This window comes from Streptococcus mitis, assembly GCF_003942685.1.
Taxonomy (GTDB): Bacteria; Bacillota; Bacilli; order Lactobacillales; family Streptococcaceae; genus Streptococcus; species Streptococcus mitis_CD.
In genome coordinates, this window is sequence record NZ_RJNR01000002.1 from 70,237 (window position 1) to 86,596 (window position 16,360).

Sequence of the window (16,360 nt, forward strand, 5' to 3'; positions counted from 1 at the left end):
AGTGCTATGAAAATTTTAGTTACATCGGGCGGTACCAGTGAAGCTATCGATAGCGTCCGTTCTATCACTAACCATTCTACAGGACGCTTGGGGAAAATCATCACAGAAACCTTGCTTGCTGCAGGGCATGAAGTTTGTTTGATAACAACAAAACGAGCTCTGAAGCCAGAAGCCCATCCCAACCTAAGCATTCGAGAAATTAACAATACCAAGAACCTTCTACTAGAAATGCAAGAACGTGTTCAGGATTATCAAGTCTTGATTCACTCAATGGCGGTATCCGACTACACTCCTGTTTATATGACAAGTCTAGAGGAAGTTCAGTCTAGCTCCAATTTGGAAAAATTTTTAAGCAAGCAAAATCATCAAGCTAAGATTTCTTCGACTGATGAGGTTCAGGTTTTATTCCTGAAAAAAACACCTAAAATCATATCCCTAGTCAAAGAATGGAATCCTGCTATTCATCTGATTGGCTTCAAACTGCTGGTTGATGTCTCTGAGGATTATCTCATCGAGATTGCTAGAAAAAGTCTTATCAAGAACCAAGCAGACTTGATTATCGCAAATGACCTGACTCAAATTTCAGCAAACCAGCATCGTGCAATCTTTGTTGAGAAAGATTATCTCCAAACAGTTAACACTAAAGAAGAAATTGCAGAACTCCTCCTTGAAAAAATTCAAGCCTGTCATTCATAGAAAGGAAAACTATGTCAAACATTCTCTTGGCTGTAACGGGCTCAATCGCCTCTTACAAGTCGGCAGATTTAGTTAGTTCGCTTAAAAAACAAGGCCATCAAGTCACTGTCTTAATGACCCAGGCTGCTACAGAGTTTATCCAACCTTTGACTCTACAGGTCTTATCACAGAATCCTGTCCACCTGGATGTCATGAAGGAACCCTATCCTGAACAGGTTAATCATATCGAACTTGGAAAAAAGGCGGATGTATTCATCGTGACCCCTGCAACTGCTAACACTATCGCAAAACTAGCCCTTGGCTTTGCGGACAACATGGTGACCAGTACAGCTTTAGCCTTGCCAAGTCATATTCCCAAACTAATAGCTCCTGCTATGAATACAAAGATGTACGACCATCCAGCAACTCAGGCTAATCTGAAAACATTAGAAACCTACGGCTATCAGCTGATTGCTCCAAAAGAATCCCTACTAGCTTGTGGAGACTATGGACGAGGAGCTTTAGCCGACCTCACAATTATTTTAGAAAGAATAAAGGAAACTATCGATGAAAAAACGCTCTAACATTGCACCTATTGCTATCTTTTTTGCAACCATGCTCGTGATTCACTTTCTGAGCTCACTTATCTTTAACCTTTTTCCATTCCCAATCAAACCGACCATCGTTCATATTCCTGTCATTATTGCCAGCATTATTTACGGTCCACGAGTTGGGGTTACACTTGGATTTTTGATGGGGCTTCTTAGCTTGACAGTTAATACGATTACGATTCTACCTACAAGCTACCTCTTCTCACCATTTGTACCAAACGGAAACATCTACTCAGCTATCATTGCCATCGTCCCACGTATTTTGATTGGTTTAACTCCGTATCTAGTCTATAAACTGATGAAAAATAAAACTGGTCTGATTCTAGCTGGTGCCCTAGGTTCACTTACCAACACAGTCTTTGTACTTGGTGGAATTTTCTACCTTTTTGGAAATGTTTTTGATGGTAATATCCAAAAACTCCTAGCAACTGTTATCTCAACAAATTCGATTGCCGAATTAGTCATTTCCGCAGTTCTAACCCTAGCCATTGTTCCAAGACTACAGACTTTGAAAAAATAAAAACATCTCCACTTTCAAGCTTGAAGGTGGAGATGTTGCTCTATACAGTTTCTTTTTAGTGAAATCTTTACTAACTTTTAACAAAAAAACGACCTATAAACTCAAGTAAATCCTTGCTTTATTGTCTTGTTTATTGTACTATACTAGTGTATATACAGATAAAAAGGAGATTCTTATGAATATACGGAAAAAAACACAATTTATGACAATGACTGCCCTTTTAACGGCTATTGCAATTTTGATTCCAATTGTTATGCCTTTTAAGATTGTCATTCCTCCTGCTTCTTACACTTTGGGAAGCCACATCGCTATTTTTATTGCCATGTTCTTGTCGCCCTTGATGGCTGTTTTTGTCATCCTAGCCTCTAGTTTTGGATTTTTGATGGCTGGCTATCCAATGGTTATCGTATTTCGAGCTTTTTCCCATATCTTTTTTGGGACTCTAGGAGCTCTTTACCTACAAAAATTCCCCGAAACCCTTGATAAACCAAAAGCTTCCTGGATTTTCAACTTTGTGTTAGCGCTTGTCCATGCCCTTGCTGAAGTATTGGCCTGTGTCATTTTTTATGCAACTTCCGGTACCAATGTAGAAAATATGTTTTATGTTCTATTTGTGCTAGTTGGATTTGGTACAATTATCCATAGTATGATAGACTATACATTAGCACTAGCTGTTTATAAAGTGCTTCGAAAACGCCGTTAAAAGGAAGAACTATGACAAAAAATCGCAAACAAGCCCTGCTCCAACTCTTGAAAGAAGCTCCTAAAGCCCTCAACGGCCAAAGTTTGGCGGAACATTTTCATGTCACACGTCAGGTCATTGTACAAGACATTGCAATTTTGAGAGCCGATGGCGCTCCTATCCTATCCACTAATCGTGGCTACGTCTATAAGCAAATTGATACCAATCCTTATGTTCACAAACTTTTCAAAGTGAAACATGAAGTTGAAGAAATCGGTCAAGAACTCCTTGCTATCGTAGATAATGGTGGACGTGTTCAAAATACCTTGATTGACCATCCCGTTTATGGAGAAATTGAAACCTTGCTTAAACTGTCTTGTCGCAGAGATGTGCAACATTTTCTAGAACAAGTCGAACATTCTGACTTTAGACCTCTGTCTGAATTGACAGATGGCATCCATTACCACCTAGTCGAAGCTGAAACACAACAAGACCTCCGCTATATCGAGGAGGCCTTGGATCAGCTCGGTTATTTAGTAAAAGACTAGAAAATTTTCTTTTCCCAATCGTCTTCTGTACGGCGAGGGTAAAAAAATTCAGATTTGTCAGGAGCTTCCATCATCTCCATCAAGGGTAACATATCATAGGCCAGATCCAAGTTTGGAATCTGGTCTTTTTGCACCCAAGAAACTTCTCCTTCATCTGAAGAGCGAAGGCTACCAGAGAACTCAGTCGCCTTATAACAAACGACAATATAGCGCCCACCTGTATCCAGAGGCCAATTTTTAATACCGACAAGTTGAGGATTTTGGATAGTCAACCCTGTTTCTTCATATATTTCACGAATGACAGACTCTGCGAAAGCTTCGCCATTTTCTACATGACCTCCAGGAAAGGCATAACCAGACCAGCGATTGGTTTCAGGAGAGCGATACTGCATAACCACGCGCTGAGTTTCGAGGTCTTCAATCAGACAAATGTTTGTTAAAATCGTTAATTGGGAACGGGACATATTTTCTCGCTTTCTAATTTATTAAATTTTCAGACTTGGTACCAGAGATTCTAGATTCTACTTTTTAAAATTATTTAGAATAAAATACCATTCGTTTTTCCTTTATAGGCTTTCCAAGTTCAAGTATTTTTTCTTGTCCATCAAAAGTAAAACCCATTTTTTGATAGAAAGCAATGGCTCGCTTATTATCTTTCAATACCCATAAGAAAATTTCAGAAAAATGATCAAGAGCAGTCAAAGCTACTTTCATTAACTTTTGTGCGATGCCTTTTCCATAATAGTCTTTTAAAACATATAAGGCAATAATTTCGCCAGCTTGAATAGTCTCATCACGAAAGTTGCCATAACTGATAAAACCAACTACCTTCATACCATCCATCGCAATCAATGTATTTTCTGGATACTTTTTACTAAAGAATCGACACCTTTCTAATGTCATTGTCTCCTGAAATTCTGCAGGCAAAAGGTCATCATAAGCCTCTCTCCACGTTTGCCAGTGAACGAGGGATTTACCTTCTATCTCTTCAGGAGTTTCCATTGATTTGATAATAACCGTCATTTACTTTCTTTTCCTTAATCCAACACCCTGACTTCCTTTGCTACTTTTTGTAGAAATTTTTGTCTTGTTGAACTTGTATTTACTTCACGGCCTAACTCTCCCAAGATTGAAACCCTCTTTGTTTTTATGCCACAGTGATTCAATACAGCATTCTTTAATACTGATATTCCATAACTGTCTGGAATGTTAATCGGACCTGAAAATACTTTGTACCACCAAGTTGGTGCCATAGAAGTTGCATAGATACTAGCTGTTTTTCCTTTTAATAACTTTTTGAACTGTTTACCTCTCAAGTAATTCAAAATAAAGCTTCCTCGATTATTTGCAGAGTATGCAATGCCTGGCGTAAAAACACGATCAATCCACCCCTTTAATAGACTAGGCATACTACTCCACCAAATAGGATAAATAAAAATGAAATGATCTGCCCACTGGATTAATTCTTGAGAGCGTAGAATAAACGGATCGTCCTCCATCCTTTGTCGGTAACCATAACGTAAAACAGGATCAAACTCTTCCTCATTAAGATTAATCATTTCAAGTTCATGTCTCTTTGAGTCTATATTTTCTACAATCGTTTGAAAAATTGCTTGGCAGTAACTTTCTTTATCAGGATGTCCATTGATAACTAAAATATTCATAAAATTCCCCTAATCTAACGCCTTGACTTCCAGCATCATATCGCGGATCTGAGCTGCGAGTTCAAAGTCAAGCACTTCGACGGCTTCTTGCATTTGTTTTTCGAGTTTCTTAACAAGTTCTTTGCGTTCTTGTTTGTTGAGGCTATTGATATCGACTTCCTTATCCTCTTCTTTAGCAACTGCCTTAGTTACAGCGATCAGGTCACGGATTTCTTTCTTAATGGTTTGTGGAACGATACCATGCTCTTCATTATAAGCCATCTGGATTTTCCGACGGCGGGCCGTTTCATCAATAGCTCGTTGCATAGACTGAGTAACAGTGTCCGCATACATAATGACATGTCCCTCACTATTACGAGCAGCACGACCAATTGTCTGGATGAGTCCACGTTCGTTTCGAAGGAAACCTTCCTTGTCAGCATCAAGAATGGCAACCAAGCTTACTTCAGGAACGTCAATCCCTTCGCGTAGTAGGTTGATTCCGACCAAGACATCAAAGACACCCAAGCGCAGGTCACGGATAATCTCCGTCCGCTCTAAAGTCTTGATATCCGAGTGCATGTACTTGACCTTGATGCCCATTTCTTTGAAGTAGTCGGTTAAGTCCTCTGCCATTTTCTTGGTCAAGGTTGTGATAAAGGTACGCTCATTTTTCTCAACACGGGCATTGATTTCACCCAAGAGGTCATCAATCTGTCCCATTGTCGGACGGACTTCCACCTCTGGATCCAAGAGTCCCGTTGGACGAATGATTTGCTCAATCACTGTCTCGGTCTGTTCATTTTCATAGTCACCAGGTGTCGCTGAAACGTAGACAATCTGATGCACATGGCTTTCAAACTCCTCCCGACGGAGAGGACGATTGTCCAGAGCAGACGGCAAACGGAAACCGTAATTTACTAACATTTCTTTACGAGAACGGTCTCCATTGTACATGCCTTTGATTTGTCCCATGGTCATGTGGCTCTCATCAATCATGATCAAGAAATCATCTGGGAAGAAGTCGAGAAGGGTATAAGGAGGCTCTCCTTCACTACGTCCATCCATGTGGCGTGAATAGTTTTCAACCCCGTTAGTATAGCCCATCTCACGCAACATTTCGATATCATACTCTGTCCGCTGTTTCAAACGTTGGGCTTCAAGCAATTTTCCTTCCTTTTCAAAAACTGCTAACTGCTCCTCCAACTCCGCCTGAATCTTGGCAATGGCAACTTCCATGTGATCGTCATTGGTCACAAAGTGAGTGGCTGGGAAAATCGCCAAATGATCCACTTCTCCCAACACCTGACCCGTCAGAGCCTCAACTTCACGAATACGGTCAATTTCGTCTCCGAAAAATTCTACTCGAAAGGCATGTTCATCACGGGAAGCTGGGAAAATCTCCACTACATCCCCACGAACACGAAATCTCCCCCGTTGGAAATCAATATCATTGCGCTCAAACTGAATATCAACCAAGTCATTAAGAAGTTTATCACGAGAAATTTCAAGACCTGGACGCAGACTCACGACACTATCAGCGTATTCCTTGGGCGAACCCAGACCATAGATACAAGAGACAGAAGCCACAACGATGACATCATTACGCTCCAAAAGGGCTGAAGTCGCTGAGTGGCGGAGTTTGTCAATCTCATCATTGACTGAACTGTCCTTCTCAATGTAGGTATCGCTAGAAGGGACATAGGCCTCGGGTTGGTAATAATCATAGTAGGATACGAAGTACTCAACAGCATTTTCAGGGAAAAATTCCTTAAACTCCCCATAGAGCTGTCCTGCTAGAGTTTTATTGTGAGCAATGACCAGAGTTGGTTTATTGACTTTGGAAATGACCTGACTCATGGTATAGGTCTTCCCTGTACCAGTCGCCCCCATCAGAATCTGAGCTTTTTCTCCCCCCTCAATGTTATCTACCAACTGCTCGATAGCTTGGGGTTGATCTCCTGATGGTTGGTATTTTGATACTAGTTTAAATTGATTGTCTGTAATGCGATTGATCATAAGAATCCTCTCTCCATGTGCTATTCCTATTTTAGCATACTTGTAACATTTTCACGAAGAAAAGGACGGACCTAAGTCACATCCTTTCATTTTCTTTCTTTAATCGATAAGCGAGATAGACAATCAGCAGTAGCAAAACCAGACTTGTCATGATAGATCCTTCTATCCCAAAAGAACCACCTGATAGCCAATCTTGATTACCTTGTGGTAAAAAGGTCATCAGCGATGTTCCTGACGGCTGACCGCTAACTAAAATCCCAAATAGATTTCCCTGAGCAAAATTCCAGGCTCCATGAATACCCGCAACACCCCAAACTGTATCAGTTTTGAGAAGGTAAAGAGCCATGGCAACTCCGAATAAAAAGAGATTTACTAAAGATAGTGGTGTTAGACCAGAATTGCCCATATGAAGCAGGGTAAAGAACAGGCTAGATATAATAACAGCAAGTTTTAGATTGGTTCTTGAGGCCAATTGAGGAAGGAGCCATGCACGGGATACCACTTCTTCTGCTGTCCCCTGTAAAATCCAAAATGGGATAGTAAAGACAACAAAGGTAAGCGAATAAGGATTCAAGTGAATGGACTCAAAACGATATTGACCTAAGGCTACTAAACCTAACAAGGTCAGAAGAAAAAGTGCCAGGCCTAGACCAAATCCTTTCAGAAGATTGCTGAGGAAATTCTCTCTATAAAATCCTAAAGTTCGAATAGGCCTCTTCTCAACTTTTCTAGTCCATCTGAACACAGTGTTAAGTATAAAACCAAAGGCCAGCAATTCTAAAATTAAACGAAAGTCACTTGTTTTATCCATCAAGCTCTGCTGCAAGGTCTGCAAGTAGATTGCAAAAACTTGACCAGCCTCTCCAAAATTTCTAGCAAGTCCGATGAGAGCTAACAAACTAATACCATATAAAGTATAAGCCACAAACTCTCCTATAAAGACAAAAGCAAAGGCTAACAAGGGGCTTGTGTAGAGGTTTAACCGCATTTGAGAAGCTTGGAAGTCTTTAAAAATTCTTTTGTTCTTCACATCTCCGTCCTCTTTTCTTCCATTATATACTATTATTATAGCACTTTGTGGTAGCAGTTCAAGAAAGAAATAAAGAGCTTTTATGTTATATCTTCTAACATAAAGGTCCCTAGATTTGCATTTTTTTGTTTTTTCTGATATAATGGGAAAATATTCGGAAAAGGAGACTAAAAATGAAGAAAAAATTTCTAGCATTTTTGCTAATTTTATTCCCAATTTTCTCATTAGGTATTGCGAAAGCAGAAACGATTAAGATTGTATCTGACACAGCCTATGCACCTTTTGAGTTTAAAGATTCAGATCAAACTTATAAAGGAATTGATGTTGACATTATCAACAAAGTCGCTGAGATTAAAGGATGGAATATTCAGATGTCCTATCCTGGATTTGATGCAGCGGTAAATGCGGTTCAAGCTGGTCAAGCTGACGCTATCATGGCAGGAATGACAAAAACTGCAGAACGTGAAAAAGTTTTCACCATGTCTGATACTTACTATGATACAAAAGTTGTCATTGCCACTACTAAGGCACACAAGATTAGTCAGTATGACCAATTAAAAGGTAAAACTGTTGGTGTTAAAAATGGAACTGCTGCTCAACGTTTTCTTGAAACAATCAAAGACAAATACGGCTTTACTATTAAAACATTTGACACTGGAGATTTGATGAACAACAGCTTGGCTGCTGGTGCCATCGATGCCATGATGGATGACAAACCTGTTATCGAGTATGCCATTAACCAAGGCCAAGACCTCCATATTGAAATGGATGGTGAAGCTGTAGGTAGCTTTGCTTTCGGTGTTAAAAAAGGTAGCAAATACGAGCACCTGGTGACTGAATTTAACCAAGCCTTGGCTGAAATGAAAAAAGATGGTAGTCTTGATAAAATCATCAAGAAATGGACTGCTTCATCATCTTCAGCAGTGCCAACCACAACTACTGCAGCTGGTCTAAAAGCAACTCCTGTTAAAGCTAAATACATCATTGCCAGTGATTCTTCTTTTGCACCATTTGTGTTCCAAAACTCAAGCAACCAATTTACTGGTATTGATATGGACTTGATTAAGGCAATCGCTAAAGACCAAGGTTTTGAAATTGAAATTACCAATCCTGGTTTCGATGCAGCTATCAGTGCTGTCCAAGCTGGTCAAGCTGATGGTATCATTGCTGGTATGTCTGTCACAGATGCTCGTAAGGCAACTTTTGACTTCTCAGAATCATACTACACTGCTAATACAATCCTTGGTGTCAAAGAATCAAGCACCATTGCTTCTTATGAAGATTTAAAAGGAAAGACAGTTGGTGTTAAAAACGGAACTGCCTCTCAAACCTTCCTAACAGAAAATCAAAGTAAATACGGTTACAAAATCAAAACCTTCGCTGATGGTTCGTCAATGTATGACAGTTTAAACACTGGTGCCATTGATGCCGTTATGGATGATGAGCCTGTTCTCAAATATTCTATCAGCCAAGGCCAAAAATTGAAAACACCAATCGCTGGAACTCCAATCGGTGAAACAGCCTTTGCCGTTAAAAAAGGAGCAAATCCAGAATTGATTGAAATGTTCAATAACGGACTTGCAAACCTTAAAGCAAACGGAGAATTCCAAAAGATTCTTGATAAATACCTAGCTAGCGAATCTTCATCTGCATCAACAAGTACTGTTGATGAGACAACTATCTGGGGCTTGCTTCAAAACAACTACAAACAACTCCTTAGCGGTCTTGGTATCACTCTTGCTCTAGCTCTTATCTCATTTGCTATTGCTATTGTTATCGGGATTATCTTCGGTATGTTCAGTGTCAGCCCCTACAAATCTCTTCGTGTGATTTCTGAGATTTTCGTTGACGTTATCCGTGGTATTCCATTGATGATTCTTGCGGCCTTCATCTTCTGGGGAATTCCAAACTTCATCGAGTCTATCACAGGCCAACAAAGTCCAATTAACGACTTCGTAGCTGGTACTATCGCCCTCTCACTCAATGCAGCGGCTTATATCGCTGAAATCGTTCGTGGTGGTATTCAGGCTGTTCCGGTTGGTCAAATGGAAGCCAGCCGAAGCTTGGGTATCTCTTATGGAAAAACCATGCGTAAGATTATCTTGCCACAAGCAACTAAATTGATGTTGCCAAACTTTGTTAACCAATTCGTTATCGCTCTTAAAGATACAACCATCGTATCTGCTATCGGTTTGGTTGAACTCTTCCAAACTGGTAAGATTATCATCGCCCGTAACTACCAAAGTTTCAAGATGTATGCAATCCTTGCTATCTTCTATCTTGTAATTATCACACTTTTGACTAGACTAGCGAAACGCTTAGAAAAGAGGATTCGTTAATGGCAAAACTAAAAATTGATGTAAATGATTTACACAAGCACTATGGAAAAAATGAGGTTTTAAAAGGAATCACGACTAAGTTCTATGAAGGAGATGTTGTTTGTATCATTGGTCCTTCAGGTTCTGGTAAGTCAACTTTCCTCCGTAGCCTTAATCTTTTAGAAGAAGTTACGAGTGGTCACATCACTGTGAACGGTTATGACTTAACTGAAAAAACTACCAACGTTGACCACGTCCGTGAAAATATTGGAATGGTTTTCCAACACTTCAACCTCTTCCCACACATGTCTGTATTGGACAACATTACCTTTGCTCCTATTGAGCACAAGTTGATGACTAAGGAAGAAGCTGAGAAATTGGGAATGGAGCTGCTTGACAAGGTTGGTCTAGCAGATAAAGCTAATGCCAACCCAGATAGCCTATCAGGGGGACAAAAACAACGTGTGGCCATCGCTCGTGGACTAGCAATGAATCCAGACATCATGCTCTTTGATGAACCAACTTCTGCCCTTGACCCTGAGATGGTCGGAGACGTACTAAACGTTATGAAGGAATTGGCTGAGCAAGGTATGACCATGATTATCGTAACCCATGAGATGGGATTTGCTCGTCAGGTTGCCAACCGCGTTATCTTTACTGCAGATGGTGAATTCCTTGAAGACGGAACACCTGATCAAATCTTTGATAACCCACAGCACCCACGTCTGAAAGAGTTCTTGGACAAGGTCTTAAACGTCTAAACTCAAACTGTAAGGATTTCCTTGCAGTTTTTTTCTATCTCGTATTGGATTTTTTGATTTTTCGGAAAATTATGTTAGAATTAAATTTATGAAATGAGATTTCCTCATACCTAGCAAGACTAGGAATAAAAATAGAAATTAGGTAGCTAGATGTCATCTAAGGTTATTGTTACAATTTTCGGTGCGAGTGGAGACCTGGCTAAACGCAAGCTCTACCCTTCCCTTTTTAGACTATATAAATCCGGCAATCTTTCCAAGCACTTTGCCGTTATTGGAACTGCCCGTCGTCCTTGGAGCAAGGAATATTTTGAATCTGTAGTGGTTGAATCGATCCTTGATTTGGCAGACAGTACCGAACAGGCTCAAGAGTTCGCTAGCCACTTCTACTATCAAAGTCATGATGTCAATGATACAGAACACTACATTGCTCTACGTCAATTGCAGGCTGAACTAAATGACAAGTACCAAGCTGAACACAACAAGCTCTTCTTCTTGTCTATGGCACCTCAGTTCTTTGGTACTATCGCAAAACACCTCAAGTCTGAAAACATTGTGGATGGTAAAGGTTTTGAGCGCTTAATCGTTGAAAAACCATTTGGTACAGATTACGCAACTGCAAGCAAGTTGAATGACGAACTCCTAGCAACATTTGATGAAGAACAAATTTTCCGTATCGACCATTATCTTGGTAAGGAAATGATCCAAAGTATCTTTGCAGTTCGCTTTGCAAACCTGATTTTTGAAAATGTTTGGAACAAGGACTTTATCGATAATGTTCAAATTACTTTTGCAGAGCGCTTGGGTGTAGAAGAACGTGGTGGCTACTATGACCAATCTGGTGCCCTCCGCGACATGGTACAAAACCATACACTACAACTTCTTTCTCTCCTTGCCATGGACAAGCCAGCAAGCTTCACAAAAGACGAGATTCGTGCCGAAAAGATTAAGGTCTTTAAAAACCTCTATCATCCAACAGATGAAGAGCTTAAAGAACACTTTATCCGTGGTCAATACCGCTCTGGTAAGATTGATGGCATGAAATATATCTCTTATCGTAGCGAGCCAAATGTAAATCCAGAATCAACAACTGAAACCTTTGCATCTGGTGCCTTCTTTGTAAACAGCGATCGATTCCGTGGCGTTCCTTTCTTCTTCCGTACTGGTAAACGTCTGACTGAAAAAGGAACTCATGTCAACATCGTCTTTAAACAAATGGATTCTATCTTTGGAGAACCACTTGCTCCAAACATTTTGACCATCTATATCCAACCAACAGAAGGCTTCTCTCTTAGCCTAAATGGGAAACAAGTAGGAGAAGAATTTAACTTGGCTCCTAACTCACTTGATTACCGTACAGATGCGACCGCAACTGGTGCTTCTCCAGAACCATACGAGAAATTGATTTATGATGTCCTAAACAACAACTCAACTAACTTTAGCCACTGGGATGAAGTTGGTGCGTCATGGAAGTTGATTGACCGTATCGAAGAGCTCTGGGCTGAAAATGGTGCCCCACTTCATGATTATAAAGCTGGAAGCATGGGACCTCAAGCCAGCTTTGACTTACTTGAAAAATTCGATGCCAAATGGACTTGGCAACCAGATATCGCCTATCGTCAAGATGGTAGACTAGAATAAAAAATTTCCTGCAAGATTGTCTTGCAGGATTTTTACTTCTGATTAGATTAAGCCTTCCAAGAGACCCTTCATAAAGTTTTCTGAGTTAAACTCTCCAATATCATCGATTTTTTCACCAAATCCAATCAGTTTTACAGGAATGTTGAGTTCTTCACGGATAGCTAGAACAACACCACCTCGAGCAGTTCCATCAATCTTAGTCAAGACAATTCCAGTTAATGGCGTGATTTTTGAAAATTCTTTGGCCTGTACCAGGGCATTTTGACCTGTTGATGCATCAAGTGCTAAGAAAGTTTCATGCGGAGCTTCGGGCACAACACGTTTGATAATACGACCAATCTTTTCTAGCTCAGCCATGAGGTTGTCCTTGTTTTGCAGACGACCAGCGGTATCAATCATGAGAATATCAATACCTTCCGCTACGGCACGTTCCATGCCATCAAAGACTACACTGGCTGGGTCAGCTTTTTCAGGTCCAGTTACTACTGGAACACCCACACGACGGCCCCATTCAGCTAACTGAGCAACTGCACCTGCACGGAAGGTATCTGCTGCAACTAGCATGACCTTCTTACCAGCTTGTTTATAGCGGTGGGCTAGTTTTCCGATAGAAGTTGTTTTCCCAACGCCATTGACCCCTACAAAGAGCATGACTGTCAAGTCATCTTGGAAGTGGATACTTTCATCGTAGTTGCCATCCTTTTCATAAAGCTCAACCAATTTCTCAATGATGACACGGCGAAGGGCGTCAGGTTTCTTGGCGTTTTCGAGCTTGGCTTCGTAGCGTAGCTCCTCTGTTAAGTTAGAAGCGACTTGGACACCAACGTCACTCATGATCAGTAGTTCTTCCAGTTCCTCGAAGAATTCTTCGTCAACAGAGCGGAAATTGGCAAAGAAGGCGTTCAAGCGAGCACCGAATCCTGTACGAGTTTTCTTAAGACTGCGGTCATATTTTTCCTGAACAGTCTCTTCTACTTGAGGCGTTTCTTCTTCAAGAACTTCAGAACTATTTCCTTCTACAGTCTCTAGGAGCTCAGTATTCTCTTCCTCTGTGACTTCTTCTGAGTTTGGCAATTCTTCGACTTCTTCTTGAGAAACTTCTACAACTGGCTCTGAATCCAGACTTTCTTCAACTGTGTCTTGGATTTCCTCTTCTTCAAACACAACTTCTTCAGAACTTTCAACCTCTGCTTCTTCTTGAGGAACTTCCTCAGCTTCTGTTAAGGCAGGCTCAACATCTTCAGACAAATCAAGATTTTCCAGAGCTTCTTTTACAACTTCTTCGATTTTAGGTTCTTCTTTTTTTCCGAATAGACGGTCAAATAATCCCATATCTTAGTTCTCCTTTAGCACATATTCTTCGATAGCCCAGGCGACAGCCTCTTCATCATTGGTCATTGGAGTTACCACATTTGCGACTGCCTTAACTTCAGGAACAGCGTTTTGCATGGCAACACCGAGCCCTGCCCATTCAATCATAGAGAGGTCATTGGCCTCGTCGCCACAAGCCATAACTTGGCTTTGGTCGATTCCTAGATGGCTGATTAGTTTTGCCAAACCTGTTGCTTTATGAACATTCTTTGGTGACCACTCTAGCAACATTTCACGTGATTTAAAGATTTCATATTGGTCAAACAATTCTGGAGAAATCTTCTGAATAGCTGCATCCAAGGGTTCTTGAGCAAAGGCGGTCACGCATTTATTATAAGTCATTTGACTAGATAAGTCTGCAAAGTCCACTGGAACAAAAGTCAAAGCTGGATTGAATTTGGCATAAAGACTTTCTTGGTCTGATTGAATTTGATAAACAGTTCCTTCTGAGATGGCATCAAGAGGCAGTGATAATTTCTCTGTTTCCTCATACAAGCGTGCCACATCATCATATGAAAAGACTGTTTTATCAAGGATTTCACCTGTATTTTTCTGAACCAAACCACCATTAAAAGTAATGGTATACTCATCTTCCCGACCATTAGTCCCTAGCTCATGGAGAAAGAAATCCATAGCTTTTAAGGGACGACCAGTTGTCAATACGACCTTGATACCACGATCACGCGCAACTTTCAAAGTTGCCTTGGTACGATCCGTCAACCTTTTATCAGTAGTCAGCAAGGTCCCGTCCAAGTCCAATGCAATCAATTTTATATCTGCCATTATAAGCCCTCCATATAAGCTATAACCGACTGGTCCTTATGGTGACCAATCACAGTCTCTGCTAATTCTAAAATTTCTGGTCGTGCATTTTCAGGAGCTACAGGATGTCCCACAACCTGCATCATATGCAAGTCATTTAGATTGTCTCCAAAAGCCATGACCTGATCCATTGTGATACCAAGTTTTTTAACTAATTCAACAATGGCCACACCCTTATCAACATAGTCCAGAACAATATCAATGGATTCAAAACCAGTTGTCATAGCCTTAACACCAGGGACATTTTCATTGACCCAAGCCTCCCCAGCTTCTAGCGTTTCTTCTGTGAAGTTGGTTGTAAATTTGAAAATGTCATCTGTAATATCTTCCAGACTCGCTACTTTTTGGATATTTTCATTATAGTGCTGGCTCACTTTTAAATAGGTCTCATCAACCGTATCTAGAACATAAGCTCCCTTTTTTCCCGTCAAGAGCAGTTTATTGATATCTACATAAGGTGAAGTTTTCAGCATTTCAAAAGTTGATAGATAAAACTCACGAGACATAGTCGCTTCATACAAGTCCTGACCTTGATATTCTACCAAACTGCCATTTTCCGCGATGAAAATAATGTCATCACGAACATCAGCAAATAATTTTTCTAGAGATAGAAATCCGCGCCCTGAAGCCACCGCAAAGTAAATCCCTTTTTCCTTGTAAGAAGCTAAAAGGGACTTGAGGCGGTCCATATCAAAACGTCCATTCTCATCTAGGAAGGTTCCGTCCATATCCGTTGCTACTAGTTTAATCATAAAATCTTTCTTACTCCGATTAGTAAATCTACCTCCTATTATACCATAGATAACTAGAAAAAGGACGAGTCTATCAGCTTTGCATCTCTTTTATCCTTCTCTACTAGCTAGTGGTGTTTCTAACTTTTAAAAAAGCTCGTAAAATTAAAATCGTGCAACTTTTTTCAGATACTTTTAAAAGATTGATTTCATTACCTCTTTCCTTTATACTGGATAAAAAGGAGAATAGTATGTCAGAAACAAATCACGAAATCGATTCAAATTTTGCAGGTCGTTTAAATATCCTGCGTGCGGGTGTTCTTGGTGCTAATGATGGGATTATTTCCATCGCTGGTGTGGTTATTGGGGTTGCCAGTGCTACGAGCAATATATGGATTATCTTTTTATCAGGATTTGCGGCTATTTTGGCCGGTGCCTTTTCGATGGCAGGTGGAGAATATGTGTCCGTTTCAACTCAAAAAGATACTGAGGAAGCAGCCGTTGCGCGTGAGCAACTCTTGCTAGACCAAGATATGGAACTAGCTAAAAAATCTCTCTATGCTGCCTATATCCAAAATGGCGAGTGTGAAACATCAGCCCAACTTCTCACCAACAAGGCCTTTCTTAAAAATCCGCTCAAGGCTTTGGTAGAGGAAAAATATGGGATTGAGTATGAAGAGTTTACCAATCCTTGGCATGCTGCTATCTCTAGCTTTATTTCTTTTTTCCTTGGTAGCTTACCACCAATGCTTTCAATTACCATTTTCCCAAGTGAATACCGCATCCCTGCTACCGTCCTTATCGTCGGTGTGGCCCTTCTTCTCACTGGTTACACTAGTGCCAAACTTGGAAAAGCACCTACCAAAACAGCTATGATTCGGAACCTTGCTATTGGTCTCTTAACTATGGGAGTTACCTTTCTGCTAGGACAACTTTTCAGCATTTAGTATATAAGAAATATCTAAATGAAATTGCACTACCTACAAAATAA

The 16,360-nt window shown here is 40.4% G+C and carries 17 protein-coding genes; 9 read left to right on the plus strand and 8 right to left on the minus strand.

The features are described from left to right. Positions 1 to 6 precede the first annotated feature (6 nt). The 5 genes from coaB (at position 7) to D8855_RS02170 (ending at position 3,036) form a co-directional block, all read left to right on the plus strand. Positions 7 to 696 (plus strand): phosphopantothenate--cysteine ligase, encoded by a 690-nt coding sequence (coaB, locus tag D8855_RS02150; protein ID WP_049544198.1) that lies wholly within the window; start codon positions 7 to 9, stop codon positions 694 to 696. A gap of 11 nt (positions 697 to 707) precedes the next feature. Further along, entirely contained in the window at positions 708 to 1,259 is a 552-nt protein-coding gene (gene coaC / locus D8855_RS02155) for a phosphopantothenoylcysteine decarboxylase (RefSeq protein WP_125415746.1), read from the plus strand. Further along, positions 1,243 to 1,806 (plus strand): ECF transporter S component, encoded by a 564-nt coding sequence (locus tag D8855_RS02160; protein WP_000747412.1) that lies wholly within the window; start codon positions 1,243 to 1,245, stop codon positions 1,804 to 1,806. The genes coaC and D8855_RS02160 overlap by 17 nt, the downstream gene beginning before the upstream one ends. A gap of 175 nt (positions 1,807 to 1,981) precedes the next feature. After that, entirely contained in the window at positions 1,982 to 2,509 is a 528-nt protein-coding gene (locus D8855_RS02165) for an ECF transporter S component (RefSeq protein WP_125415749.1), read from the plus strand. Positions 2,510 to 2,520: 11 nt separating this feature from the next. Then, a complete protein-coding gene (locus D8855_RS02170) occupies positions 2,521 to 3,036 on the plus strand; it encodes a transcription repressor NadR (protein WP_125415751.1) in 516 nt (171 codons plus the stop codon). Here D8855_RS02170 and D8855_RS02175 read toward each other — a convergent pair. The 5 genes from D8855_RS02175 to D8855_RS02195 form a co-directional block, all read right to left on the minus strand. After that, entirely contained in the window at positions 3,033 to 3,500 is a 468-nt protein-coding gene (locus D8855_RS02175) for an 8-oxo-dGTP diphosphatase (RefSeq protein WP_125393311.1), read from the minus strand. The two genes, D8855_RS02170 and D8855_RS02175, sit on opposite strands and share 4 nt — an antisense overlap. 70 nt (positions 3,501 to 3,570) lie before the next feature. Next, on the minus strand, positions 3,571 to 4,059 hold the full coding sequence (locus D8855_RS02180) for a GNAT family N-acetyltransferase (protein WP_125415754.1): 489 nt from the start codon (positions 4,057 to 4,059) through the stop codon (positions 3,571 to 3,573). A 14-nt stretch (positions 4,060 to 4,073) separates the two neighbouring features. Then, entirely contained in the window at positions 4,074 to 4,700 is a 627-nt protein-coding gene (locus D8855_RS02185) for an NAD(P)H-dependent oxidoreductase (RefSeq protein WP_125415757.1), read from the minus strand. Between the two features lie 9 nt (positions 4,701 to 4,709). Further along, positions 4,710 to 6,698 (minus strand): excinuclease ABC subunit UvrB, encoded by a 1,989-nt coding sequence (uvrB, locus tag D8855_RS02190; RefSeq protein WP_049544180.1) that lies wholly within the window; start codon positions 6,696 to 6,698, stop codon positions 4,710 to 4,712. 76 nt (positions 6,699 to 6,774) lie between these two features. Beyond that, positions 6,775 to 7,728: a CPBP family intramembrane glutamic endopeptidase gene (locus tag D8855_RS02195; protein WP_125416014.1), complete on the minus strand. Its 954-nt coding sequence runs from the start codon at positions 7,726 to 7,728 to the stop codon at positions 6,775 to 6,777. 173 nt (positions 7,729 to 7,901) lie between these two features. Between D8855_RS02195 and D8855_RS02200 the strand changes: the two genes are divergently transcribed. The 3 genes from D8855_RS02200 to zwf all read left to right on the plus strand — a co-directional run bounded on the left by D8855_RS02200 (position 7,902) and on the right by zwf (position 12,445). After that, positions 7,902 to 10,067 carry an ABC transporter substrate-binding protein/permease gene (locus D8855_RS02200; RefSeq protein ID WP_125415760.1) on the plus strand — a complete coding sequence of 722 codons (2,166 nt, stop codon included), beginning with the start codon at positions 7,902 to 7,904 and terminating at the stop codon, positions 10,065 to 10,067. Then, the gene (locus D8855_RS02205) at positions 10,067 to 10,807 is read left to right on the plus strand and encodes an amino acid ABC transporter ATP-binding protein (RefSeq protein WP_001096315.1); all 741 of its coding nucleotides are present in this window, start codon (positions 10,067 to 10,069) and stop codon (positions 10,805 to 10,807) included. Before D8855_RS02200 ends, D8855_RS02205 begins: the two co-directional genes overlap by 1 nt. A 150-nt stretch (positions 10,808 to 10,957) precedes the next feature. Next, positions 10,958 to 12,445: a glucose-6-phosphate dehydrogenase gene (gene zwf / locus D8855_RS02210; RefSeq protein ID WP_023936218.1), complete on the plus strand. Its 1,488-nt coding sequence runs from the start codon at positions 10,958 to 10,960 to the stop codon at positions 12,443 to 12,445. A 42-nt stretch (positions 12,446 to 12,487) separates the two neighbouring features. Here zwf and ftsY read toward each other — a convergent pair whose 3' ends face one another. The 3 genes from ftsY to D8855_RS02225 are packed head-to-tail and all read right to left on the minus strand — an operon-like array spanning position 12,488 to position 15,390. Beyond that, positions 12,488 to 13,777, minus strand: coding sequence for a signal recognition particle-docking protein FtsY (ftsY, locus tag D8855_RS02215; RefSeq protein ID WP_125415762.1), 1,290 nt, complete (start codon positions 13,775 to 13,777; stop codon positions 12,488 to 12,490). 3 nt (positions 13,778 to 13,780) lie between these two features. Beyond that, positions 13,781 to 14,599, minus strand: a complete 819-nt coding sequence (locus D8855_RS02220) for a Cof-type HAD-IIB family hydrolase (protein WP_049491725.1) — start codon at positions 14,597 to 14,599, stop codon at positions 13,781 to 13,783. After that, positions 14,599 to 15,390, minus strand: coding sequence for a Cof-type HAD-IIB family hydrolase (locus D8855_RS02225; protein WP_042751256.1), 792 nt, complete (start codon positions 15,388 to 15,390; stop codon positions 14,599 to 14,601). The genes D8855_RS02220 and D8855_RS02225 overlap by 1 nt, the downstream gene beginning before the upstream one ends. A 230-nt stretch (positions 15,391 to 15,620) precedes the next feature. On the opposite strand from D8855_RS02225, the gene D8855_RS02230 reads away from it, so the two are divergent. Next, the gene (locus tag D8855_RS02230; protein ID WP_025173172.1) at positions 15,621 to 16,316 is read left to right on the plus strand and encodes a VIT1/CCC1 transporter family protein; all 696 of its coding nucleotides are present in this window, start codon (positions 15,621 to 15,623) and stop codon (positions 16,314 to 16,316) included. Positions 16,317 to 16,360: the final 44 nt, after the last annotated feature.